This is a genomic window from Nitrospirota bacterium, assembly GCA_040752355.1.
In the GTDB taxonomy this organism is placed as follows: Bacteria; Nitrospirota; Thermodesulfovibrionia; order Thermodesulfovibrionales; family Dissulfurispiraceae; genus JBFMCP01.
Genome location: JBFMHE010000022.1, coordinates 1 through 23,813, shown reverse-complemented (window position 1 = coordinate 23,813; position 23,813 = coordinate 1). Strand labels below are relative to the sequence as shown.

The following is a 23,813-nucleotide window of genomic DNA, read 5'->3' as shown; positions in this document are numbered from 1 at the left end:
TTTTCGCTCGAGCGGCAGTGTATCCCTATGCGGAATACCCGGGTGCGTGCTTGCCAAAAAACGGCACACCTGCTAGGCTTTATCTAACCTGCGGGAAGCGCAGCAGCCTGCCGGCACTTCAGGAGGAGCGACGCTGAGCACTTCGTTACTCATCATTCTTTGCCTCTACCTCCTCAAAGAGGCCTTCGAGTACGCTCTTCAGTATCTCAATCTAAGGCATGTGCAGCAGAAGGGGGCTGTCGTGCCGCCGGAATTCGCCGGAGCTCTCGATGCCGATCTTCTGCGAAGGACACAGGACTACACTGCGGATAAAACACGCTTCGGGTTCGTCTCGTCGCTCTTCGGGATGATCGTCACGATCGCGCTCGTCTTCGGGGGGCTGCTGGACCGGTACAACTCGTGGATCGTCTCCCTCGACCTCTCGTTCATCGCCTCGGGATGGCTCTTCTTCCTGCTCCTCTCGTATGCCGGGGAGCTGCTGTCCATACCCTTCAGCCTTTACAGCACCTTCAGGATCGAGAATAAATACGGCTTCAACACCACGACGCCGCGGCTCTGGCTCTCCGACTTCGTGAAGTCGCTGCTGCTCTCGACGATCATGCTCTCCCTGGTGCTCTTCGCGGGGTTCTGGCTTATTCAATGGAGCCCGCAGTTCTGGTGGTTCTGGGTCTGGGCGTTTCTGTTCTTCTTCAGCATCTTCATCATGTATCTGTCGCCGTATATCATCGAACCGCTTTTCAACAAATTCACCCCGGTCGAGGACGAATCCCTCAGGGAGCAGATCAGGCAGCTCGCCGGAAAGGCCGGCATCCATGCGAGCAGGATACTGAAGATCGACGCATCGAAGCGGAGCAGGCACACCAACGCCTACTTTACCGGCATCGGCAGGACCAAGCGGATCGTCCTCTACGATACGCTCCTCTCCGGCATGAGCCACGACGAGGTCCTCTCGGTGCTCGCCCACGAGATCGGTCACTGGAAGAGAAGGCATCTGCTGAAGATGATCGTCGCCCTCGAATTTTTTTCATTTCTCGGCCTTTATCTCGCCTGCAGGCTGGTGCAGGGGGACCTGCTCACCGGGCTCTTCTCCATCAGCCATGAGACGCTGCCGGTAAAGCTCCTCCTCCTCGCCTTTCTCGCGGGTATCGTCCTGCTGCCCTTGAAACCCGCCGCTGCCTTTGTCAGCAGGAAGCACGAACGTGAGGCGGACCGCGCCTCCTATGAGCTCACCGGGGACGCCCGCAGCATGATCGATGTGCTCGTGAACCTCTCGAAGGAAAATCTTTCCAATCTCTACCCCCATCCCCTGTATGCCGCGATCTACTATTCGCATCCCCCGGTGCTGGAGCGGATACGGTATCTCGAAGAGATGCAAAAGAATGGAGCGTGACCTTCCGGCAGGCCGTGCGGTGTGACCTGCATCACCGATGGTGCATTTAACCCGGAAAGGACGCAAAAAGGCGTTAAGACCGCACGCACGCTCCCGATAGGGGAAGTGAGGGATCGATGAAGCACGATGAAACAACCATGGGCAGCATGAAAGGAGAGGGCGATGCCGATCAACCCCTTATCTAACGCAGGAGCTGCCGCAACAGTAACGGCAGCAGACAAAAAGGCGAAGAGCGATATCAGCCGCGACGACGCGGTGAGGGCCGCCGCTTCAGCGGAAGCAGCGAGAGCAGGCGCCCGCAGCAGCGATGATGAAAAAGAGGTGAGGAAAGTCGTCGAAGTGCAGCAGCAGGAAGGGAAGTCCGAAGTGAGAAGGGCTATCGACAAGTTCGCCTGACGGCCTGTGGCCTATAGCCTATAGAATAAGGAGCCGTACGCCTATTCGACAAACGGCAGTGGCTTGGAATATAATTGCTCATGGGAGGCGTCGGCTTCATATACGATGAGATATTCCTCAAACACGAGCCTCCTCCCTGGCATCCCGAACGAAAAGACCGTATCACCCGCATTGCCGGCACCCTGAAAGAGAGCCCGCTCTGGGAGCGGCTCGTGCACGTGAGACCGCGGAGGGCCGAGATCGCCGATATCGCCCGTGTCCACACCGCCGAGCATATCGAGCGCATCATGGCCTGCGGCGAAGCCAGCCTCGACGAAGATACCTATACCTCCCGCGACAGTCTCGATGCCGCGCTGCATGCTGCCGGCGGTCTCATGGAGGCGGTGGACCGCTGCAGAAAGGGCGATATCGCAAGGGCCTTTTGCGCGGTGCGTCCGCCGGGCCACCATGCCGAGGCCCATTGCGCCATGGGCTTCTGCCTGTTCAACAATATCGCCGTCGCAGCCCGGTATGCCCAGACCGTCGGCTATGAGCGGGTATTCATCATCGACTTCGACGCGCACCACGGCAACGGCACGCAGCATATCTTCGAAGAGGACGATTCGGTCTACTATTTCAGTACGCACCAGTATCCCTACTACCCCGCGACCGGAAAGGACATGGAGCGGGGCAGGGGAAAAGGGGAGGGATACACCTATAATATCCAGATCCTGACCGGCTCCGGCGACAAGGACTACCTCTATGTTTACCAGGATATTCTTCCCGGCCTCGTAAAGCGCTTCGCCCCGGACATCGTCCTCGTCTCCGCAGGGTACGATATCCATGTGGACGACCCCTTTGCCGACATCAGGGTGACGGGGGAAGGGATTCGCGGCATCGTACGGAGCATTCTCGCCAGCGCCGGCTGCCCGATGGTCTTTGCCCTCGAAGGGGGATATAACCTTGAGGCGCTCGCCGGGTCGGTGCGGATTACTATCGAGGAGATGCTCGGTGAAGAGAGTTGAGTGACCTCACGTCCTGAACTTGCTCGTCTGGGCCCTGAGGCTTTCTGTCATGTGCGCAAGCTCCGTCGATATCTTCCTCATCTGTTCTATCCCGCCGTACGTCTGATTTATTGACTGCGATACGCCGGCGGTGTGCGCAGCGATGTCCTCGGAGGTCGCCGATTGCTCTTCCGTTGCCGCCGCCATTTGCTGCGCCACCGTGGTGACGTCTTTAGCTGCAGTGCATATGGAGCCAAAGGATTGCGCAACCCCGTGGAGGAGAGCTATGCTGCTTTCCACCTCTGCCTTGCTTTTCCTGACGGTATCCACCGACTTTTTCGACTCCGCTTGTATAAGCTGTACTTTCCCGGTTATTTCTTTTGTTGCGCGCGAAGTCTTTTCAGCCAGCTTCCTGACTTCGTCGGCGACGACCGCGAATCCTCTCCCCTGTTCTCCGGCACGCGCTGCTTCTATCGCCGCGTTCAGCGCCAGGAGATTGGTCTGGTCGGCGATATCCGTAATGACGGATACGATATCGCCGATTTCCTGCGAACTGCCCCCGAGCTCCTCTATGGTAGCAGCGGTGTCTTTGATAATATCGGCGAGGGAGCTGACTTTGGTGAGGGTGTATTTCGATATGTCCTTTCCTCCCTCAGCCACGGTAGATGATTCGTCGGACAGCTCAGCCACCCTCGATGAGCTGTTTGCCAATTCGACGATGCTCCGGGACATCTCGGTAATAGAGCGCGCTATCTGGTTCATCTGATTGCGCTCTTCCTCCATCTTGGAAGAGAGGTGACCTGTCGTGACCGAAAGCTGCTCCGAAGTAGAGGAGAGGGTTAGAATGCCCTCCTTCGCCGTTACCACAAAGTCCCTTACCTTACCGGTCATCTGTACAAAGGAACGTGCCATGCTCCCTATTTCGTCCTCCCCCTTGCACGGTATCTCCGAGCCTGCGGTGAAATCGCCTTCAGCCATTTTGGTCGCCCTGTCCGAAATCGCCACCACCGGGCTGACGATGAGGGAGGAGAGGAAGAGTGTCAGGGCTACGAGAAAGCCTATGGTCATCACGCCGCCGACGAGAAATCCGAGCCTGATAGCGTCAGCCTCCTTTGTCATTCTCTTCACCGCAAGGGGGAATACTCCCCGCATGAGATCCAGCGAGGAGGAGAGATTCGTCATCAGCTCCTCGTGATGCGTTTCAAGACGGGTGCCCATCACCTCCTTCATGCTCCTCGACCTGTCCGTGCCCAGCCCCGGTATGATCGTTTCCCTCAAAAGAGGCTTATAAGCATCCCATGCTCTTTGCGCACCGCTGATACCGGAGGCGACGGCTACTCCTGCTGAATGACAGGAGCCGCAATACCGTTCGCCTCCTTTCGCAGGCGGGGCAACCTTCATGCTGATCGACTGGAAGAGGGAATCGGTAGCCGCAATCCGTTGCAGCATCGCGTGTTTCACCCCAGTGTCGGAGTCTTCAAGATGAGCGTAGGCAGTGCCGCGCAGGAGGTTGATATTGATCAATATCCTTGCTATCTCGTCAATGGTTTCTCGTTTAAGGTCGATCCCTTGATACTCCTTGCCTCCCACCTGAACCGTGAGAAAGGACCACTGTCCTGCGGCTACGCCCACTACGACGGTGAAGATGAGGGACCCGAAGATGAGAGTCAACTTTCTCCTCAGCCCCATGTTATAGAACCGCCTAACCATAGATACCCCTCCCCTTGTGCATAGGCCTCCCCCCGAATCCCGATGACTTGTTATCGGAGAAAACAGGGAAATACTCAGCAGGGTGGATGGCGCACCCTTTTCGCTCCGCAGGCTGATGCCCTATCGAGCGGAAGGGGAGAAAGGGGGGCTTCGGTGACCTATATCCCGCGCGAAACCTTCACCATGTCCTCGTCGGCATAGGTCCGTTTGAAGCCGCAGATCTTGGCGAGGTGGAGCATCCTCGTGTTGTGCGGAAGGATCTCCATCCAGAGCGTCTTCACCCCCACCTCCCGGGCGACGCTGATGCAGTAATCGAGCAGCGTGGTGCCGAGCCCGTGGCCCTGCCACTCGTCCGTGACGAGCACCGCCAGTTCGGCGGTCTCGAGGTCCGGCATCTTGAGCACCCGCACATCGGCGATGACCCGCTCGCGGCCATGGTCTCCCCTGATGACCGCAACAAAGGCGAGTTCCCGCTCGTAGTCGATCTGGCAGTACCGGACGAGCTTTTCGTGCGGCATATCGGTGAGGTGCTGGCCGAAGCGGAAGACGATCGTCTCATCGGAGAGGGACTTGAAAAGGTCGTAGATGAGCGGTTCGTCTTCCGAGCGGATTGGACGCACGATCGCCGAATTGCCGTCCTCGACCGCGATCTCTTTGACGTATTTGAAGGGGTAGGGGCAGATCGAGAGGTGGGGAGGGCAGAGGTCTTCTCCGCGCGCACGGGCGCACTCCTCGACTACTCGGTCTTCGAGCAGGATTCCCGCATCGAGCACGAAGCCCTCGCGGGGCGTGACCATGAAGGGATTGATATCGATCTCTTTCATGCAGGGGAAATCCACGATGAGATGGGAGAAGCGCACGAGCATCTCCTCCACGAGCCGGAGCGACTCCCGGTAGGGCTCGAGGCCCTGGAGGTGGCGATATATCCTGGTGTCTTCCATCATGCGCCGCGCCAGCGTCTGGTTGAGCGGCGGCAGTCCCACCGCGTAATCTTCGACCGCTTCGAGGAGCTCGCCGCCCGTGCCGAAGACGATCACCGAGCCGAAAGTGGGGTCTTTCTTTGCGCCGATGAAGAGCTCGTAGCCATGCTTGATGACCATCGGTTGAATGAGCACATGCGCATCGGGAGCGCCGTTGGCAGCGGCGATCTCCTTGAGCCTCCTGAAGGCGGCCCTGACCGACTCCTCGCCCCTGAGGCTCAGGATGACCCCTCCCACTTCGAGCTTATGGAAGATCTTCTCCGAGTCGATCTTCAACACCACCGGATAGCCGATCTTCTCGGCGACGAGTACGGCCTCGCCCTCGCTCTGCGCCCGCTCGGTAGCGACCACGGGGATGCCGTAGGCCTGGAGGATCTCTTTGACTTCGTGGAGCGTGAGCACCGACCGGTCGTCTCCCGACGCCCGCCTGAAGATATCGAGCGCCTTCTGCGAGTCGGGCGCGAAGTCCTTGAGAATGGCCTCGGGGGTCTCCTGGAGGAGCTGGAGATTGTAATCGTAACGGTACATGTAGATGAAGCTCCGTACGGCCTGTTCGGGAGTGACGAAGGTGGGTATGCCCTTGTCGTTCAGGTAGTCCCGGGCAGCGAAGACCTCCTCGTCCCCCATCCAGACGGTAAACAGCGGAACGGGAACAAAAGGATGCTCCCGGAGCGCTGCCACGACCGCCTCGGCTGTTTCGCCGGGCCTCGCCCCGAAGTAGGGGACATGGAGCACCAGGATGCCGTCGATCCCCTTGTCCTTGAGGCAGCTCTTCACCGCGGTGCGGTAGTCTGACGGCGAGGCGCTGGTGAAGAGGTTGATCGGGTTGCGCAGCTCCTTTGTCGGCGGCAGGCTCTGCTGCAGGTTCTCGAGCGTATCGCTGCTGAGCCGCGCCAGCTCCCCGCCGAGACGGACCAGGGCATCGACCGCGAGGACCGCCGGAGCGCCTGCATTGGTGATGACAGCGAGCCGCTTGCCCTTGGGCCGCTTCTGCTTCGAGAGGGTCTCGGTTATATAGAAGAGGTCGAGGATCTCGTCCACCCGCACCGTGCCCGCCCGTTTGAAGGCGGCATCATAGACCGCGTCCTCGCCCGCGAGGAACCCCGAATGGGTGAGGGCGACCTGGGCCGAGATATCGAACTTTCCTGATTTGACGACAACGATCGGCTTGCTCCGGGCAAAGCTCCTTACGGCGGTCATGAACTTGCGCCCCCGCTTGATGTGCTCGAGGTAGAGAATGATTGCCTTGGTCTCGGTATCGACGCCGAGGAAGTCGATGAGGTCCGAAAAGCCGAGGTCGAGCTTCGACCCCAGTGAAACGATATAACTGAATCCCACGTTCTTGCCGACCCCGCGGTCGATGAGTGCGGTCGCGAGCGTGGCGCTCTGGGAGATGAGGGCGATGTTGCCGCGCTGGGGCATCTTCGGGAAGAGGCTGGCATTCAGGCCGCTGCTCGGCCTGATGAAGCCGAGGGTATTCGGCCCGAGGACCCGGAAGTCGTACTTCAGCGAGAGCTCCTTTATCTTCGCCTCGATCTCCTGCTGGTTCTGCCCCCTCACCTCGAAGTCAGGAGAGATGATCGAGACGCCTTTGACGCCGCCCTGGCCGCACTCTTCGAGGGTCTTCAGCATGGCTTCAGGAGGATTGGCGATAATGGCGAGGTCGACGCGGTGGGGGATTGCGGTAACCGTCCTATAGGCCTCTATTCCCTGTACCGCTTCGGCTGCGGGGGTTACCGGGTAGACGACCCCCCTGAACCCTTTACCGACCATGTTCCTGAGGATGAGGTGACCGATGGAGCCGGGGTCCTCGCTGGCGCCTATGACGGCGACCCTTTTGGGACTGAAAAAGACATCGAGGTTTTTGATCGACATATGCTGCTCTTCTTCCAGATTATCAGGTTATCTATGCTGATGCAACATCACCGGGACCTCAGAGCAAGTGCATGGCACCGGAGGGGGAGCGAGGTTGCCTTAAGCCGGGAGCTCAGGCGAGAGCACGCTGAAGAATTCGTCGATCATGGCGCCCCTGAGCGTGACGGTATGGTGGAAGCTCCTGATGAAGGAGCGGCAGGGCTTTGCAGGCCCCTCTTCCATATGGCGCAGGAGGGCGTCGCAAAAATACCAGTTGCATCGGAAGGGTCGCAATGAGCGCGGGACAGTGCAGCCGCCCGCTGCAATGAACTGGCAGGGGGCAGCGTCTTCGAGCCCTTCCCGGTAGCGGGGCGGCCGGTGGCCCAGGGCCAGGGCGTAGATAAGGTCCTCGTGATCGTAATAGGCATGGCGGTTGGCGCAGCAGATTTTGCGGCAGCCGGGACATACCTCGGCGGTGTTCAGCTGGAGGAACGGATCGACGGCATCGATGCCTGCCTGCACGAGAAGCGCCTTCTCCTGCACCCCGAGCAGCATGCTGCTGTTGGCGGCGAAGAGGCGGTCCAGGAGCGAGAGGGCCTCGTCCCATCTGTGCCGGTCGTGCCAGGAGAGCGAATCGTTCAAAAGCTGCCTCAGGAACATAGTTGTATGGTATAGTAAAAATAGCTCTTTTTTCCAAAAACCGGAGAAATCAATGAAATGCAGGCATTGCAGCAGTACCCTCAAGCTCGTAGTGGGATGAAAGTCGGTAACGCTGCGCTGCACGGAGTGCGGCGCTGTCTTCAGGCTTTCGGATTATATCGACGAGATCGATAGCGAAACGTGGGACCGGATAGCCCAGCGTCCCTGCAACCGCGCCTGACAGCGCAGTATTCGGGAAGAGGTGAGGAGTATTCATGGAAGCGGGAAGGATGGATAGGGAGCAGCAGCTGCAGCGGCTCGGCGAGATCTTCCGGGCTATCGATGCCATATACGGTGCGGCGATGCGCCACTACCGGTTCAGCTGCGAAGGGTGCGACGACAACTGCTGCGTCACGAAGTTCCACCATCACACCCTCATCGAGGAGCTCTACCTCGCCGAGGGCCTCGCGCTGCTCGATGAGCAGAAGCGGCAGGAGCTCCTCAGCCGTGCCGGAGACGTGACGAAGATACACCGGGCCTCGCCCGAGGATGTCCGGGTCATGTGCCCCCTGAACGACGGCGGGCTCTGCATCGTGTACGAGCATCGCCCCCTGATATGCCGGATCCACGGGGTGCCCTACGAGATGCACAAGCAGAACATGTCGATCGACTACGGCATCGGCTGCCACCGCTTCATGGCGGAAAAGGTGGAGGAGGGGCTCAAGTATTTTCCGCTCAACCGCACCATGTTCTACGTCGAGATCGCAAAAGTGGAAAAGGAAGCGCGGGCGCTCCTCGGCTACACCGGCGATTATCGCAAAACTACGGCAGAGATGGTCCTGAGCATTCTCCTCGCGCCCTGAAGGAGGCCCGCCCTTGCCGAGCATCATCATCGACGGCTACAATGTCATCGGCGTCTATCATGGCGATAGAGAGAAGATGCGCGAGCGGTTCATCGATCTTCTGATACGCTATAAACAGGCCAAGCAGCATGATATCACCGTGGTATTTGACGGCCACAAGAGCGGCGCCGGTACGGAGCACGCAGCGGTCCGCGGCGGTGTCAGGATCATCTACTCCCGTCTCGGGGTACGCGCTGACGATGTCATCAAGCGCATCATATCGCAGGACCGCAGGGAATGGATCGTGGTGAGCTCAGACAGAGACATTGCCCGGCATGCCTGGTCGGTCAGCTCCATTCCCGTGCCTTCCGATACGTTCTCTGCTATTATCGAGAGAAAGAGAGGAGATGACGCGACACCGGAAGCTCAGGAGGCCATAGGCAAGGAAGAAGAGGAAGTGCCCCCGTATGTCGGTGAAAAGGACGATGGGGACTATGTCCAATCCAGCCGCGGCAACCCTCACCGCCTCTCGAAGAAAGAAAGGGCAATCAGAAAAGCCCTCGGCAAGCTGTAATAAGTTGACATCATTACCTCTATGGACCATGCTCCTAAAAAGGGAAGCTTTCCAGGAGAATGGTCAGAGATGGTCATTGCTGTAGTGCTGTATTGACGCCATGCTGTATATTTTGATACGCTAGAAGCAGATGGAGGCACAGTATGGAAACATCAACGCACAGGACACAGATTTACCTGACCCATGAGCAATACCGGTATCTCCGCCGCCAGGCTGAGAAGAAAAAATCCAGTATAGCCCAGGTTATACGGGAGATCATCGACGAGCGGCTTCCCAAAGAGGCGGATTATGACGATAACCCCCTCTTTTCTATTGGAAATGACGGGTTCTCCCTGGGAAGAAAGCAGGGCTCTCAGAAGCATGACGATTATATTTACCGGCAGAAAAAGTGAAGCGGGACATCTTTGTTGATACCAGCGCATTTATCGCGCTGAGGGTCAGTGATGACGCCTGCCATAAAAGAGCTGCCGCTTTCCTGAAGACCATAAAGGAGCAAAGGCTCAGGCTTCATACGACGAACTTTATCCTGGATGAAGTTTATACCTACTTTTGCAGGTCGCATAAAGTTGCAATGGAGATGGCGGAGCTCATCAGGAGCAACCCGCTGATCACCCTGCACCGTGTAGACGCCGAAGAAGAGGAGCGGGCATGGGAGATACTGAAAAACTTTTCCGATAAGGAGTTTTCGTACACCGACGCGACAAGTTTTATCGTTATGGAGTCCCTCACTATTGATACCGCTTTTGCCTTTGACGAGCATTTCAAGCAATATGGGAAATTCGTACTTGTCCCGTAGACGGAATCCCGGCGTTCAGATCGCACTCGGCCGGGTAGAAAATGGAACGGAAAAGAACGGAAAAGGGGACGGGTACATTTTCGGTCACTACTCCTGCAAAACGAAAAATACACGGCGCCAGGTCTTGAAAAGCAACAGAAGACGAAATGAAAAAGCATGATCATATGACGACCCTCCTGGTTTTCTCTTCCGGGCTTGATGTTGTGCCCGCCATCACCTCGTGGTATCTCTCTGAACTGGGTGAATCGAGGGGAAAGCAGGAACTCTTTACCAAACAGGCACCTCAGAGGCTTAAAATCCTGCGCGAGCATGCCTTGATAGAGAGCGCCATCTCCTCAAACCGCATAGAGGGTGTCACTGTTGATCAGCAGCGCATTCACACTGTCGTATTCGGCATGGCGCACCGCGTGCTGAGAGAACTGCAGAAAGAGGATAAAGTGGAATGCCTGGGAAGGGGGCCGGGGGCATTATGGAAGAAAAAAGGTAATGCCCTTGAAAAGGGGTAATAATAAGGGCAATACGAAATGCAATCTTTGGCAAAGGACGAGGGCTACGGTGCGAATGGGGTCGCGTCTCGAAATGCCGCTAGTCATCTTCTTGAAAAGTGAAGCTACCTCTTAGGCCCGCCGATTCCCTTACCATCGCTTTCAGCCTGTTTCTTTTCATCCTCACCCTGCTCTTTTTCGGGAAGATCCCGCATGCGAGCATGCTTCTGCTTATCTATGCGTCGGTGGTCCTTTTTCAGCTTATGCTCGTTCCTTTGAGCAGGATCAATTCCTTTCTCGGCCTGACGCGTGATATCATCTTTCCCGTTGTCGCTGTCCTCGTCATCTTCGACAGCCTCGGGCTGGTGGTGCATGCGGTGAACCCCCAGGATATCGACCACCTCCTCGCACGGATCGACTACCGCCTCTTCGGCGGCCATCCCACCGTGTTCCTCGAGCGGTTCGTTTCCCCCCTGCTTACCGATGTGCTCCAGATAGCCTATGCCACCTACTATTTCATGCCCATCGCACTGGCGGTTGTCCTCAAGAAGCAGGGCCGGCACGAGGCCTTCGAGAGGTCGCTCTTCCTGATACTGCTCTGCTTCTATCTCTCGTATGTCGGCTATCTCCTCTTTCCCGCTGTCGGGCCCCGGTATGCGATGGACCACCTCCACGAGAAGGCGCTCGACGGGTTTCTGTTCTCGAAGCCGATTCAGGATATCCTGAACCTGCTCGAGGGCGTCAAGCGCGACGCTTTCCCGAGCGGCCATACGGGGGTCGCGCTCACCGTGCTGCTCCTCGCCTTCCGGTATTCCCGCCGCCTCTTTTGGTTCCTCCTCGTGCCGGTGCTCCTCCTGATCGCCGCCACGGTATACTGCCGGTACCATTATGTGATCGACGTGATCGGCGGGGTCGGCCTCACGGTTGTAACGTTCCTGATCGGTGAGGTATATTATAGGTTCTGGCTGGCCGGGCGGCATGCATATCCCCGGCACGCCCGGCGCGATGGCTGACGACGGTATATTCATAGAGGTCAAAGTCGTTCCCCGGTCCTCGAGAAGAGAGGTCGTCGGGACGGTAGACGGGGTGCTCAAGGTGAAGCTCACCGCCCCCCCCGTAGGCGGCGCGGCGAACGAGCAGCTCGTCGAGCTGCTGGCCGAAACCTACAAGGTGAAAAAGGGGGATATAATGATAGTGAAGGGCGCGGCGGCGACACGCAAGACGGTAAAGATCACGGGGGTGTCACGGTGATACAGAGCATGACGGGGTACGGCGCTGCCGAGCGGGAAGGGTTCAAGGTCGAGGTCCGCTCCCTGAACCACCGCCATATCGACGTATCGGTAAAGATCCCCCAGGCGCTCATCGAGCACGACATACCCCTCCGGAACAAGGTGAAGGAGCGCTTTGCCCGCGGCAAGTTCGATATCATCGTATCGCTCACGGCGCAGCGGCAGCTGAAGGTCAGCCTCAACAAGGAACTCGCGAAGGAGATCCACCGCTCGTTCCTCGAGATCAAGCGGGAGCTCTCGATCCCCGGCGCCCTGACCATCGACTTTTTCTCGGGATACCGGGAGCTGCTCGTCGCCGAAGAGCCGGACTACGAGGCGGACGCGCTCTATGCCGCCCTCGATGCCGCCCTCGACCGTATCGAGGAGATGCGGCTCAAGGAGGGCGCGGCCCTCGTCAAGGAGCTGCATCATCACATAGAGCATATGAAAGAGCTGCGGCTCAAGGCGGAGGCCCAGGCAAGAGAGGGCGCGGGCCGCTACCGGGAGTCGCTCGCGCGGAAGGTCGCGGAGCTCGCCGCGAATGTTCCTCTCGACGAGACCCGCCTCGCCCAGGAAGTGGCGTTCCTCGCGCAGCGGAGCGACATCACCGAAGAGATAGCCCGCCTGAAGAGCCACTTCGAGCAGTTCGGCGCGATCCTCTCAGCCGGGGATGCGGTGGGCAGGAAGATCGACTTTCTCATTCAGGAGATGAACCGGGAGACGAATACGATCGCCTCGAAGGTCGACGACGTTACCATTACCAACCTGGCTATCGAGATGAAGACAGCCCTCGAAAAGCTCAGGGAGCAGGTCCAGAATATACAGTAGCGAATGCAGGGCCGCTGCACGCGCATGCCCTGCTGGAAAAAAGAGAGAAGAGGTGAAGGCGCGATGGAAGGAGCCGTAAAGGGTCCGCTCGTCAACATAGGGTTCGGCAATGTCATCCATGCATCGAGGGTGGTCGCCATCGTCAACCCCGGATCCTCTCCCATCAAGAAGCTGCGGGAAGAGGCGCGGGAGCGGGGCAAACTCGTCGATGCCACGGAGGGGAGGAAGACCCGTTCGATAATCGTCACGGACAGCGACCATATCGTCCTCTCCGCCATTCAGGTCGAGACTATCGTACAGCGCGTGTCCGGGATGAAGGACGGGAGCGGGGGAATCGTGTATGAGCCCGAGGAAGGGTAGCCTCTTCGTCGTCTCCGCGCCCTCGGGCGCAGGGAAGACCTCCTTGTGCCAGAAGCTCTGCGAGATCCTTCCGGGGATCCGGTACTCCGTATCGTATACCACGCGGGCGCCGAGGCCCGGGGAGATCGACGATGTCCATTATACCTTTGTGGACGCGGCTGCCTTTCGCGCCATGGCGGCTGCCGGGGAGTTCGTCGAGTGGGCCGAGGTGCACGGCAATTTTTACGGGACCTCGCGGAGGCGGATAGAGGAGCTGCTGCAGGCCGGCACCGATGTCATCCTCGACATCGATGTCCAGGGCGCCCGCCAGATCCGGCGGTCCCTCCCGGGCTGCCTGCTCCTCTTCATCCTCCCGCCGTCGATGGAGGTGCTGAAGCAGAGGCTTACCGGCAGGATGAGCGACACTGCGGCGGTCATCGAACGGCGGCTCAGGAACGCCCTCGCCGAGATTGCAGAATATAAAAATTACGATTATGTTATTATAAATGACCTGTTCGATGAAGCACTTAGGGATCTGTCGTCGATTGTCCTCGCCGAGAGGGTGAGGGTGACGAAGATCGATCAGGAGTGGATAGAACGCACTTTTCCAAAGGAGGCATGATCAGTATGGATATCATCGCGCTGCCTGTCGAACATAATAAAGACGCCATAGACAGCAGGTTCAGGCTCGTCTCGATCGCTGCACAGCGGGCGAGGGAGCTCTCCCTGGGGGCGACCTCGAAGATCCAGACAAAGGCGAAAAAGGTGACCACCACGGCGATTGTCGAGACCATTTCCGGCAAGATCGACTTCCTGACCGGCGCCGATGCCGTAGCCGAGCGGGAAAAAGCAGAACGGATCGATTACAAGAAGCTCATCGAGGAGCGGCGGAGGCCGATCGAAGACCTCTCCGAGCTCGAGAAGGACCTCAAGGTCTATCTGCACGAGAAAGGCACGCCGGAGAGGGCACTCGAAGACCTCTTCAGCGAGAGCGAGGAAGCGGACACCGACACCGGCGAAGAATAGTCGCCATGGTCTCTATCCTTATCTGAGAGGGGGGGACGCGGGCGTGCTTACCGATAAGCGTATACTGTTCGGCATCACCGGCAGTGTTGCGGCGTACAAGTCGATCGATCTGATTAAACGGTTGCGACAGGAAGGGGCCTCTGTCAGGGTTATCATGACAGAGGCCTCGAAGCGTTTTATCACCTCTCTCTCCATAGAACTGGCTGCAGGCGATATGGTCTACACCGACATGTTCGCGACGCCCCTTTCCCATGTGACGCTCCCCGCCGGCGCCGACCTCTTTATTGTCGCCCCGGCAACGGCGAATTGCATAAATAAATACGCAGGCGGCATCGCCGACGATATGCTGAGCGCCACCCTCCTCGCCTTCACCGGCAAGGTCATCCTCGCCCCTGCGATGAACTGGCGCATGTACGCCAACCCGATACTCCAAAAGAACCTCCACTATCTCGAGTCGCTCGGCGTCCGGGCCGTCGGTCCGGAGAAGGGGAGCCTCGCCTGCGGCGAGGAAGGGATGGGCAGGCTGGCCGATACCGAGAAGATCATGGAGGCGGTCATAGCGTCCCTTACGGAGCAGGATATGGCGGGCGAGCAGGTCCTGATCACCGCAGGACCGACGAGGGAATACCTCGACCCGGTGCGGTTCCTCTCGAACCGCTCGTCGGGCAAAATGGGCTATGCCCTGGCGCTGATGGCGAAGCGGCGCGGCGCCGAAGTCACCCTCATCAGCGGGCCGGTCTCCCTGCCGCAGCCCGACGATATCGAGGTCGTACGGGTCGAAACGGCTGCGGACATGCATGCAGCGGTTATGGACAGCGTCTCCCTGTCGTCTCTTTTCATCGCGGCAGCGGCGGTCGCCGACTATATGCCCGCAGAGCAGAAGAGCAGCAAGATGGAGAAGAAGGAGAAGGTCGCGCTCACGATGCTCAAGACGCCCGATATCCTCGAAGAAGTAGGGAAACTCAAGAATAAACCCTTCACCGTCGGCTTTGCCGCTGAGACCGGGAACCGGGTCGATCGGGCGCGGAAAAAGCTCATCGCCAAGAATGTCGACATGATCGTCTTCAACGATGTCTCGAAGAAGGACGCGGGATTCGATGTCGATACCAACGAGGTCGTCATCATCGACCGCGAGCGCGAGAAAAAGGTCCCTCTCATGTCCAAGGCCGAGGTCGCCAAGGCGGTCCTCGACAGGGTCGTGGAGCTGAAGAGCGCCGGCTGACGGGAAAAGAGCGTATGACGGGCATCGATAACAGCACCTATATCAGGCGGCTCAAGGAGCGGTTGCGGCAGAAACCGGACTCGGCGCTCTTCCTCTCCCTTGCGGAGGAGCTGAGGAAACGGGACCGTATCGACGAGGCGATAACCCTCCTGGTCGAGGGCGTCAAGAAGAACCCCTGTTTTGTCGCTGCCCAGCTCACGCTCGGACGGTGGTACCGGCTGAACAACATGCCTGCCGAAGCGCGCAGGGAGCTTTCGGCTGCGGCAGAGAAGGCCCCTGACAATATTTTCGTCCATAAAGAGCTCGCAGAGACCTGCCGGCAGCTCGGCGATACCGGGCAGGCCGCAGAAGCATACCGGAAGGTGCTCTCCCTCGATTCTTTCGATGCCGAGGCGTCCGCTTTTCTCGACGGCCTTGGGGCCTTGGCGGTGAGCACGGAACCGAACAAAAGCACCGTGGAGCCAGAGGCGCAACCGGCGCTGAAGAGCGAGGCCGCGGAAGTCCCTGAAGAGACCGGCAACAGTGAGCAGCACCGCGCAGCAGTCCCTCCCTCGCTCGCAGAGGTCCTGACAGCCGTCCGTCCCTCCGAAGGGCGGTCTTCCGCGCTGCTGCAGCAGGCCGAAGAGCTGATCGCCGCAGGAGAGTATGGGCGGGCGATCGAGATTTACAATGCCCTTCTGAAGTCCGAGCCTCACCATTCACCGGTGCGCCAGAGGAAAGAGGAGCTGAAAGCGTTCATGAAGCTTGCGGGGATCGACAGCGCACCCGTCGTCGCCCGGCTCGAGAAGCTTCTCGTCCTCACCAGGCAGCATTTCGCGGAGCAGCGGGACCGGGAGCGGGCTGCGACGCTGGGCCACCTGAACGATTTTCTGGGGGCGATCAACAGCAGGTTCGCCCGCACTCCCTGAAGGCATCGCGGGATACGGCTATGACCACGAGTGAAGCGAGATTGAGGCGGCTGCAGAAGGATATCAGGACAAAAGGCATCGATGCCCTCTATGTGGGCTCGATGAAAAATGTCCGCTACCTGACCGGGTTCACCGGGTCATCGGGCTTCGCCCTGGTGACAAGGGACAGGGGCATCTTCGCTACCGACTTCCGCTATACCGAACAGGCCGCCGCAGAGGTGCGCGGATACGAGCTCGAGTCCGAGAGGGGGCCGAGGATCAAGGCGGTCAAAAGCCTCCTGAAAAGGCTGGGCATCAGGAAGCTCGGCTTCGAGACTTCGATATCGTACGAGCTTTACGAAGCGCTCGAAGCGCTGCCCGTGCAGCTGCTTCCGCAGAAGGGGCTCGTGGAGCGCATGCGCCTCATCAAGTCCGCCGAGGAGATCGCCACGATTCACGAGGCGGTGCGGAGGGCCGAGCGGGCGTTCCTGGCGATCAAGCCGCGGATAAAGGCAGGGGTGAAGGAGCGGGAGATCGCCCTGCGGCTCGAAGAGCAGCTGAAGCGAGAGGGATGCCGGAGCATCCCTTTTGCCATAATAGTCGCCGCAGGCAGAAATGCCGCCCTGCCGCATGCACAACCGACTGAAAAGAAAATACAAAAAGGTGATTTTGTTATAATTGACTGGGGCGGAGAGGCGGACGGGTATTATTCCGATATGACCAGGACCCTCCTGATGGCAGGGCCGTCGCTGCCGGAAAAGAAAAAAATCTATGACCTCGTTAACGATGCCCGGGAAAAGGCAATAGGCTCGGTGAGGAAAGGGGTGCGCACCCGCGCGATCGATGCTGCTGCGCGGGACACCATAGCGAAGGCGGGGTATGGAGCGTACTTCGGCCACGGGACAGGGCACGGGGTCGGGCTGGATGTCCATGAGGCGCCCCGCATATCCTGGCTCAGGAGCGAGCCGGTGATGGAGGGGATGGTCTTCACCGTCGAGCCCGGCATTTATATACCCGAGCTGGGCGGCGTGCGCATCGAAGATATGGTGGCGGTGGAGCAGGGGAAGGGCAGGGTGCTGACGAGCCTCGGCAGAGGGCTTGAAATAATCGGTTCATAGCTGGTAGCGTATAGGTTCGGTTTTTTGCCAAACCGCTGCCGATGAGCACTACAGGAGGTGTCCATTGATCGCAACGAGCGACTTCAGGAAAGGTGCAAAAATAGAATACAAGGGCGAGCCCTGCGAGATCGTCGATTTCCAGCATGTCAAGATGGGGAGGGGCGGTGCGGTGGTCAGGACGAAGCTCAAGAGCCTCAGGACCGGCAATGTGCTCGAGGACACCTTCCGGTCGGGCGATAAGTTCGACACTCCCCAGCTCGAGGAAAGGGAGATGCAGTACCTTTACGCGCAGGACGATCTGTACTACTTCATGGATATGGAGAGCTACGAGCAGATACCGCTCACCGAGGCGCAGCTCGGCGAGACGAAGAAATTCATCAAAGAGAATATGGTCATCAAAATGCTGTACTATAAGGAGGCGCCGATCTCCGTAGAGCCGCCGATGTTCGTCGAGCTCGCGGTTGCCGAGACCGAGCCCGCCTTCAGGGGCGATACGGCGTCGGGCAGCAGCAAGCCTGCAAAGCTCGAGACAGGGCTGGTCGTCAAGGTGCCGTTCCATATCGCCGTCGGCGACGTCCTCAGGATCGATACGAGAACGTCGGAATATATGGAGAAGGTGTCCGGCAAGTAACCGAGGCGGCGCGGTTTCCTGAGCAGCACGGGGTCGCCACCTGAGCGCGGCCCTACTTCTGAAGCGGAGGAGCGAGATGGAGCTTGAAGAGCTGAAAGAGTTGATGAGTCTCTTGAAAGATACAGATATTACCGAGCTGCAGGTCGAAAAGGAAGGGGTCAAGGTAAAGATACGGCGGGAGAAGTTCTTCGGCCACCTCGAGGTCCACCAGCCCTCCCCGGTCGAGAAAAAGGAGATCTCCCGGGCCGAAGAGCCTGAAGCCGACGGAAGACTCTTCACCGTCACCTCGCCGATCGTCGGAACGTTCTACCGGTCGCCGACCCCCGAGGCAGGACCGTTTGTCGAGCCGGGGACCAAGGTCAAGAAGGGGCAGGTGATCTGCATCATCGAGGCGATGAAGCTGATGAACGAGATCGAGAGCGATATCGACGGCGTTATCGTCAGGGCGCTCGTCGAGAACGGGCATCCTGTCGAGTACGGCGAGCCCCTCTTCCTTATCGATCCGGTGAGCTAGGCCGCAGGAGAGACGATGAAGCTCTTCAAGAAGATACTCATTGCCAACCGCGGCGAAATCGCCGTGCGCATCATCCGCGCCTGCCGCGAGCTCGATATCCGGACCGTCACCATCTTCTCCGACATCGAGCGGGAGGCGCTCCATGTCCGCCTCGCCGACGAGTCGGTCTGCATCGGCCCTGCCAGCCCCACGCACAGCTATCTGAACATACCGGCCATCCTGAGCGCAGCGGAGCTCACCGATTCGGAGGCGATCCATCCCGGCTACGGGTTTCTTTCCGAGAACCCGCACTTTGCCGAGGCCTGCGCAACGTCGGGCATCACCTTCATCGGACCGTCGCCCGAAAATATGCGTATGGGAGGAGACAAGGCGAAGGCGCGGCAGATCATGAAACGGCGCGGCGTGCCGGTGGTGCCGGGCAGCGACGGGCCGGTCGAGTCGGAAGAGGCGGCGCTGAAGATCGCGAAGAAGATAGGGTTCCCGGTCATCATTAAAGCGTCTGCCGGCGGCGGGGGCCGCGGCATGCGCATCGTGCGGGAGGAGGAAGAGCTTACCCATGCGTTCCATATGGCGCAGCGGGAGTCCCTGACCGCCTTCGGCAACAGCGAAGTCTATGTCGAAAAATACCTCCCCTCGATACGGCATGTGGAGGTCCAGATACTGTCCGACGGCAAGGGCAATGTGATCCACCTCGGCGAGCGCGACTGCTCGGTACAGCGGCGGCACCAGAAGCTGATCGAGGAGGCGCCGTCGCCCATCGCGACCGAGAAGTTCCGGAAGAAGATCGGCGAATTCGCGATCAAAGCGGCCAAGGCGATCAAGTACAAGAATGCCGGGACGATCGAGTTCATCGTCGACCAGGACCAGAACGTCTACTTCATGGAGATGAATACCCGGGTCCAGGTCGAGCACCCGGTGACGGAAGAGCTGACGGGCATCGATATCATCAAAGAGCAGATAAAGATTGCCGCCGGCGTGCCGCTGACCTTCAAGCAGAACCAGATCAAGGCCTCCGGCCACTCCATCGAGTGCAGGATCAACGCCGAAGACCCGGAGCGCTTCATCCCCTCGCCGGGCAAGCTGACCTTTTTCCTGCCGCCGGGCGGCCCGGGTGTCCGTGTCGATACCGCAGGGTATACGGGCTGGACCGTGCCTTCCCAGTACGACTCGATGATCGCCAAGCTGATCGTCCATGCAAAGAACAGGGACGAGGCGATAGCGAAGATGAAGCGCGCCCTCGACGAGTTCATTATCGAGGGGATCAAGACCACCATTCCGTTCCATAAGAAAGTGCTGAACCATCCCGACTTCATCAAGGGGAACTTCGCCACCGATTTCGTCGAGCGGATGTCTGCTCCGGCGAACGGCGACGAGACGGGAAAGGGCGGGAGCAAGAACGGGAGCGCCGGGGAGTAGCGGTCAGAGGTGCCCTGATGCCGAGAGCAGCACGCAGCTTTGCGCCTCCCCGCATCTGCTTCATCACCGGCACTCCCGATGACGGTGCTCCTCTGGAAACAATCGTTCTGCAGCTCCTCGTCGCCGGCATCCGCTTTGTCCAGTACCGGGAAAAGAGCAGAACGAAGCGGGAGCTTTTTTACGAGGCGCTGCGGCTGCGGGAGCTGACGCGGCGGTTCAACGCCTGTCTCGTCATCAACGATTACGCCGATATCGCCCTTGCCGTAGACGCCGACGGGGTCCACCTCGGACAAGATGACCTTCCTCTCCACGAGGCGAGAAAGATCATGGGAAGCAGACTCATCGGCATTTCGACCCATAGTCTCGAAGAAGCGCGGAGCGCCGAGCAGGGAGGCGCCGATTATGTCGGCTTCGGTTCCATCTTTCCCACGACGACAAAAGAGGTCGTGACCCTCCAGGGAGTCGAGGCGCTCAGGCAGGTAAAGCATGCTCTGCATATTCCGGTCATCGCGATCGGGGGCATCAAGGCCGATACCGTACAGACCGTCTTCGAGGCCGGCTGCGACAGCGCCGCCGTCTCGTCAGGGCTCCTCCGGGGGAACATCGAAGAGAATGCACGCCGCTTCCTCTCCGCAGCCGGCGGATGAGATCATGATATACCGAGGAGAGGGGGAGATACTCCGAGCCCTTTGCCTGCGACACCTTAGCTGATTTTCATACCGCCCCATCGAGATCATTAAGAGGAAAGCACCTCAGGGTAACGTATACAATTCTCTAAAGAATACGGTATCTCGTCGCTTGTAAAGGGCTCGGAGTATCTCCCCCTCTCCTCTTTTGCTGATTGCTGACTGCTTCATTAAAATTGTGTGCACGATGTGTTTACGGTATAATGCAGTACGAATATTTTCGGCCGGGGGACCTGGCCGATAATCTTTAGCTGATGGAGGAGGGAGCAGTGAGACGAGGAGTGCTTTTCGGAGTGATGGTGCTCGCGCTGGCGGTGCTGGTTTCGGGCTGCGGCAAGCAAGAGGACGTGATCAGGGTCGGCGTTGCCGCGCAGATGACCGGCGCCGAGGCGAAGATGGGGAACGACTTCAAAAACGGGGTCAGTATCGCCCTGGAGGAGTGGAATGCCGCAGGCGGTCTGCTCGGGAAGAGGGTCGAGATGCTGCCCGGTGACGACCAGGCCGACCCGAAACAGGCGGTGGCAGTGGCCAACAAGCTCGTGAACGAGGGCGTCATCGGCATCATCGGCCATTTCAATTCGAGCTGCTCCATCCCTGCCTCGGATGTCTACAACCGGGCGGGCGTGCCCATGATTACTCCCGCCTCCACCAATCCCCAGCTCACCGAGCGGGGCTACCGGGGCGTCTTCAGGGTCTGCGGCACCGACGAGCAGCAGGGGAACGTGGCCGCAACGTTCGCCCGCGATACTCTCAAGGTCAAGAAAGTAGCAGTCCTGCACGACAAGACCACCTATGGACAGGGCTTCGCCGACCTCTTCAGGAAGCATCTCGGCCCTGCGATCGAGGTCGTCTACTACGGCGGCATCGCCAAAGGCGATAAAGACTTCAAGACCGTGCTCACCTCGGTAAGAGAGAAACGGCCCGAGCTCGTCTTTTTCGGCGGGATCTATCCCGAGACAGGCCTGCTGGTGAAACAGGCGAGGGAGATCAACATGACCGTTCCTTTCCTGAGCGGCGACGGCAGCATCGATCCGAAATTCGTCGAGATCGCCGGCGATAAAGCTGCTGAAGGTACCTTCCTGACCTTCAGCCCCAATCCCGAGAATATCCCCTCGGCAAAGAGCTTCATCGAGAAATACAAAAAGAAATACGGCGAGCTCGGCCCGTACTCCATTTATGCCTACGATGCCGTTAATATCCTCCTCACCGCAGCAAAGGTAGCGGGGACGACCGACGGCAAGGCGGTCATTGACAAGCTCCACTCCATGGAGTTCTCGGGAGCGCTCGGGACCATCACCTTCACCGAGAAAGGAGACGTCTCGAAGTCTCCCTACGTGGTCTGGATAACGAGGAACGGGAAGTTCGAGGAGCACTGGAAACCGTAAACAACGCGTTTATCGCGTCCATCGCGTTACAGCGTACAGCGTTATAGCGGAAAACAACTCTGCCGCGAGGCGATAACTGCTATAACGCTGTACGCTACGGACGCGATAAGCGCTGCTTCCCCCCGCTCGCTTTTTTCTCTTCACAAAAGGAACAACGGTGTGGTATAAAAATCAGCACTGGTTGTTCTTTGCCAGCCGTATCGTAGCACCACATGTCGATCACTCAAAGGGGGGCCTTGATGAGAATACGGTTGCCGCATCCTGTCCGCCTTATCCCTGCCTTAGTTAAACTCTCTTGGGGAAGTTCCCTTCTTCTGCTCGTACTGCTCTTTTTGCTCCCGGGCTTTGCGTTCGGGGGTGAAAAAGTCTACTTTTACCACACCGACCCTGCCGGCACGCCGCTTGCCATGACTGATGCAAACGGCGCTGTAGTCTGGAGGGCGGATTACAAGCCTTTCGGAGAGGAACAGGCGATAACCGGCACGCTTGAAAGTGATGAGAGGTTTGCAGGGAAGAAGAAGGATAAAGAGACCGGGCTCAATTACTTCGGCGCTCGATATGTGAAAACGGAAGTCGGGCGATTTATCTCCCCTGACCCGGTGGGACCGGTTGATCCGAGGTCCAGTAAGATAAATCATGTTCTCCTTTCAAACCCTCAAAACTTGAATCCTTATATTTACTCGTTGAACAATCCATATAAATACATTGATCCTAATGGAGCTTTTTCCGTTGAAATTCACCGAATAATGACAATTGATGTCTTATCAGGTAGTGGCTTCAGCACAAAGGCTGCTCAAAGAGTTGCTGAGGGCAATGCTTACGTAGACAGGTTATCAAACCAGGGGGCTAATTATCAACACTCCATGAGAAATATTAGGCAGAGCAGGAGCGATGCCACTCACGAATCTTACCAATTTTCGCGGCAACAACTTATTGAGGCAGGTAAAATGATGACAAAGGGCGATTATAGGAGTGGCCTCTTTTTGCTTGGTGAAGGACTCCACACAGTCCAAGATAGGAAACATAATTGGATTACCCTGCTGGAGCACGGTATAGAGGAGTTCAGAACGGATTCGAACCCAACTATACAGCAAAGGGCAAGGGCATTATCCGATACTCAGCAGTATTTGAATGACTTTTGGTCTGTCCTGAGAAACGACTTAAGGCTCAGTAACGATCAAATAAGTGAAATCCAAACCAAAATTAAAGAATACAAATAGATGAGCTTGAGTTGAACATAAGGAAAACGATTCAAGTGATGTGGCGGGAAATGAAGTGGCGGCACAGACTGCCGTCGATAGTGGGCATATTTTTCCTGCTGATGTCGCTTCCATTCATATTGGGCTTACTGACGCCCTCATCTCACGAAGGGAATCTTTACTCAATAATCTACGTCATAATAAATTATTTTCCAATTATGGTATTCGGTAATGTCTGGAATAAAATTATGCATATACTTGCTAAAGACCCCACTCTTTACCAGGCTAATTTATTTACTATTCTATCATTGCTTGTGTTTTGGCTCCTTCTATCATTTTTTGTAGGGATTGCCATCGATTCGCTGCAGCGCAGAAATAAGCAACATAGCATACAACGATGAGACAGGAAAAGATGCAACGATGAGACAGGAAAAGATGGACGGGAAAAAAGGGACAGCGACCATTTAAAGATGGAAGGTAAGCATTAGAGAGAGCAAGTCGGAGGGGGGAGGATGCCAAGGATCGCGAGAGCGGTGGCGGTTGGGATACCGCATCATATAACTCAGCGTGGCAACTATCGTCAGATCGTCTTTGAAACTGACGATGACTATAGACAGTATCTGGAGTGGCTGAACTATTACAGCG

The 23,813-nt window shown here is 58.0% G+C and carries 27 protein-coding genes; 24 read left to right on the top strand and 3 right to left on the bottom strand.

Annotated elements, in window-relative coordinates; genetic code table 11:
* Window positions 1–88 precede the first annotated feature (88 nt).
* The 3 genes from AB1805_14270 to AB1805_14260 all read left to right on the top strand — a co-directional run bounded on the left by AB1805_14270 (window position 89) and on the right by AB1805_14260 (window position 2,790).
* Window positions 89–1,390 carry a M48 family metallopeptidase gene (locus AB1805_14270; GenBank protein MEW5746593.1) on the top strand — a complete coding sequence of 434 codons (1,302 nt, stop codon included), beginning with the start codon at window positions 89–91 and terminating at the stop codon, window positions 1,388–1,390.
* Window positions 1,391–1,552: 162 nt separating this feature from the next.
* Window positions 1,553–1,786, top strand: a complete 234-nt coding sequence (locus tag AB1805_14265) for a hypothetical protein (GenBank protein ID MEW5746592.1) — start codon at window positions 1,553–1,555, stop codon at window positions 1,784–1,786.
* Window positions 1,787–1,866: 80 nt separating this feature from the next.
* On the top strand, window positions 1,867–2,790 hold the full coding sequence (locus tag AB1805_14260) for a histone deacetylase (protein ID MEW5746591.1): 924 nt from the start codon (window positions 1,867–1,869) through the stop codon (window positions 2,788–2,790).
* Between the two features lie 6 nt (window positions 2,791–2,796).
* On the opposite strand, the gene AB1805_14255 is transcribed toward AB1805_14260, so the two are convergent.
* The 3 genes from AB1805_14255 to AB1805_14245 all read right to left on the bottom strand — a co-directional run bounded on the left by AB1805_14255 (window position 2,797) and on the right by AB1805_14245 (window position 7,955).
* Window positions 2,797–4,479: a methyl-accepting chemotaxis protein gene (locus AB1805_14255; GenBank protein MEW5746590.1), complete on the bottom strand. Its 1,683-nt coding sequence runs from the start codon at window positions 4,477–4,479 to the stop codon at window positions 2,797–2,799.
* 158 nt (window positions 4,480–4,637) lie between these two features.
* Window positions 4,638–7,334 carry a bifunctional acetate--CoA ligase family protein/GNAT family N-acetyltransferase gene (locus tag AB1805_14250; GenBank protein ID MEW5746589.1) on the bottom strand — a complete coding sequence of 899 codons (2,697 nt, stop codon included), beginning with the start codon at window positions 7,332–7,334 and terminating at the stop codon, window positions 4,638–4,640.
* Between the two features lie 99 nt (window positions 7,335–7,433).
* A complete protein-coding gene (locus AB1805_14245; GenBank protein MEW5746588.1) occupies window positions 7,434–7,955 on the bottom strand; it encodes a hypothetical protein in 522 nt (173 codons plus the stop codon).
* 272 nt (window positions 7,956–8,227) lie between these two features.
* Between AB1805_14245 and AB1805_14240 the strand changes: the two genes are divergently transcribed.
* The 21 genes from AB1805_14240 to AB1805_14140 form a co-directional block, all read left to right on the top strand.
* The gene (locus AB1805_14240) at window positions 8,228–8,815 is read left to right on the top strand and encodes a YkgJ family cysteine cluster protein (protein ID MEW5746587.1); all 588 of its coding nucleotides are present in this window, start codon (window positions 8,228–8,230) and stop codon (window positions 8,813–8,815) included.
* A 13-nt stretch (window positions 8,816–8,828) separates the two neighbouring features.
* Window positions 8,829–9,368, top strand: a complete 540-nt coding sequence (locus AB1805_14235) for an NYN domain-containing protein (protein MEW5746586.1) — start codon at window positions 8,829–8,831, stop codon at window positions 9,366–9,368.
* A 143-nt stretch (window positions 9,369–9,511) separates the two neighbouring features.
* Complete coding sequence (locus tag AB1805_14230) at window positions 9,512–9,760, top strand: hypothetical protein (GenBank protein MEW5746585.1); 249 nt, start codon at window positions 9,512–9,514, stop codon at window positions 9,758–9,760.
* Entirely contained in the window at window positions 9,757–10,164 is a 408-nt protein-coding gene (locus tag AB1805_14225) for a PIN domain-containing protein (protein ID MEW5746584.1), read from the top strand. The genes AB1805_14230 and AB1805_14225 overlap by 4 nt, the downstream gene beginning before the upstream one ends.
* Before the next feature lie 146 nt (window positions 10,165–10,310).
* A complete protein-coding gene (locus tag AB1805_14220) occupies window positions 10,311–10,670 on the top strand; it encodes a hypothetical protein (GenBank protein MEW5746583.1) in 360 nt (119 codons plus the stop codon).
* A 98-nt stretch (window positions 10,671–10,768) separates the two neighbouring features.
* A complete protein-coding gene (locus tag AB1805_14215; protein ID MEW5746582.1) occupies window positions 10,769–11,662 on the top strand; it encodes a phosphatase PAP2 family protein in 894 nt (297 codons plus the stop codon).
* Entirely contained in the window at window positions 11,655–11,900 is a 246-nt protein-coding gene (locus AB1805_14210; GenBank protein MEW5746581.1) for a DUF167 domain-containing protein, read from the top strand. Before AB1805_14215 ends, AB1805_14210 begins: the two co-directional genes overlap by 8 nt.
* Window positions 11,897–12,745: a YicC/YloC family endoribonuclease gene (locus AB1805_14205; protein ID MEW5746580.1), complete on the top strand. Its 849-nt coding sequence runs from the start codon at window positions 11,897–11,899 to the stop codon at window positions 12,743–12,745. Before AB1805_14210 ends, AB1805_14205 begins: the two co-directional genes overlap by 4 nt.
* A gap of 63 nt (window positions 12,746–12,808) precedes the next feature.
* Window positions 12,809–13,105 (top strand): DUF370 domain-containing protein, encoded by a 297-nt coding sequence (locus AB1805_14200; GenBank protein MEW5746579.1) that lies wholly within the window; start codon window positions 12,809–12,811, stop codon window positions 13,103–13,105.
* Complete coding sequence (gene gmk / locus AB1805_14195; GenBank protein MEW5746578.1) at window positions 13,086–13,706, top strand: guanylate kinase; 621 nt, start codon at window positions 13,086–13,088, stop codon at window positions 13,704–13,706. Before AB1805_14200 ends, gmk begins: the two co-directional genes overlap by 20 nt.
* Window positions 13,703–14,110, top strand: coding sequence for a DNA-directed RNA polymerase subunit omega (gene rpoZ / locus AB1805_14190; GenBank protein MEW5746577.1), 408 nt, complete (start codon window positions 13,703–13,705; stop codon window positions 14,108–14,110). The genes gmk and rpoZ overlap by 4 nt, the downstream gene beginning before the upstream one ends.
* A gap of 43 nt (window positions 14,111–14,153) precedes the next feature.
* Complete coding sequence (gene coaBC / locus AB1805_14185) at window positions 14,154–15,332, top strand: bifunctional phosphopantothenoylcysteine decarboxylase/phosphopantothenate--cysteine ligase CoaBC (protein MEW5746576.1); 1,179 nt, start codon at window positions 14,154–14,156, stop codon at window positions 15,330–15,332.
* 14 nt (window positions 15,333–15,346) lie between these two features.
* Window positions 15,347–16,240 (top strand): tetratricopeptide repeat protein, encoded by an 894-nt coding sequence (locus tag AB1805_14180; protein MEW5746575.1) that lies wholly within the window; start codon window positions 15,347–15,349, stop codon window positions 16,238–16,240.
* A 20-nt stretch (window positions 16,241–16,260) separates the two neighbouring features.
* The gene (locus AB1805_14175; GenBank protein ID MEW5746574.1) at window positions 16,261–17,337 is read left to right on the top strand and encodes a Xaa-Pro peptidase family protein; all 1,077 of its coding nucleotides are present in this window, start codon (window positions 16,261–16,263) and stop codon (window positions 17,335–17,337) included.
* Window positions 17,338–17,401: 64 nt separating this feature from the next.
* Window positions 17,402–17,968 (top strand): elongation factor P, encoded by a 567-nt coding sequence (efp, locus tag AB1805_14170; protein MEW5746573.1) that lies wholly within the window; start codon window positions 17,402–17,404, stop codon window positions 17,966–17,968.
* Window positions 17,969–18,044: 76 nt separating this feature from the next.
* The gene (gene accB / locus AB1805_14165) at window positions 18,045–18,482 is read left to right on the top strand and encodes an acetyl-CoA carboxylase biotin carboxyl carrier protein (protein ID MEW5746572.1); all 438 of its coding nucleotides are present in this window, start codon (window positions 18,045–18,047) and stop codon (window positions 18,480–18,482) included.
* A gap of 15 nt (window positions 18,483–18,497) precedes the next feature.
* On the top strand, window positions 18,498–19,898 hold the full coding sequence (gene accC / locus AB1805_14160) for an acetyl-CoA carboxylase biotin carboxylase subunit (GenBank protein ID MEW5746571.1): 1,401 nt from the start codon (window positions 18,498–18,500) through the stop codon (window positions 19,896–19,898).
* A 17-nt stretch (window positions 19,899–19,915) separates the two neighbouring features.
* The gene (gene thiE / locus AB1805_14155; protein ID MEW5746570.1) at window positions 19,916–20,545 is read left to right on the top strand and encodes a thiamine phosphate synthase; all 630 of its coding nucleotides are present in this window, start codon (window positions 19,916–19,918) and stop codon (window positions 20,543–20,545) included.
* A 308-nt stretch (window positions 20,546–20,853) separates the two neighbouring features.
* Window positions 20,854–21,969, top strand: a complete 1,116-nt coding sequence (locus tag AB1805_14150; GenBank protein ID MEW5746569.1) for a branched-chain amino acid ABC transporter substrate-binding protein — start codon at window positions 20,854–20,856, stop codon at window positions 21,967–21,969.
* A gap of 239 nt (window positions 21,970–22,208) precedes the next feature.
* Window positions 22,209–23,189, top strand: a complete 981-nt coding sequence (locus AB1805_14145) for an RHS repeat-associated core domain-containing protein (GenBank protein ID MEW5746568.1) — start codon at window positions 22,209–22,211, stop codon at window positions 23,187–23,189.
* Between the two features lie 491 nt (window positions 23,190–23,680).
* On the top strand, window positions 23,681–23,813 hold a 133-nt coding region (locus tag AB1805_14140; GenBank protein ID MEW5746567.1), incomplete at its 3' end, for a transposase.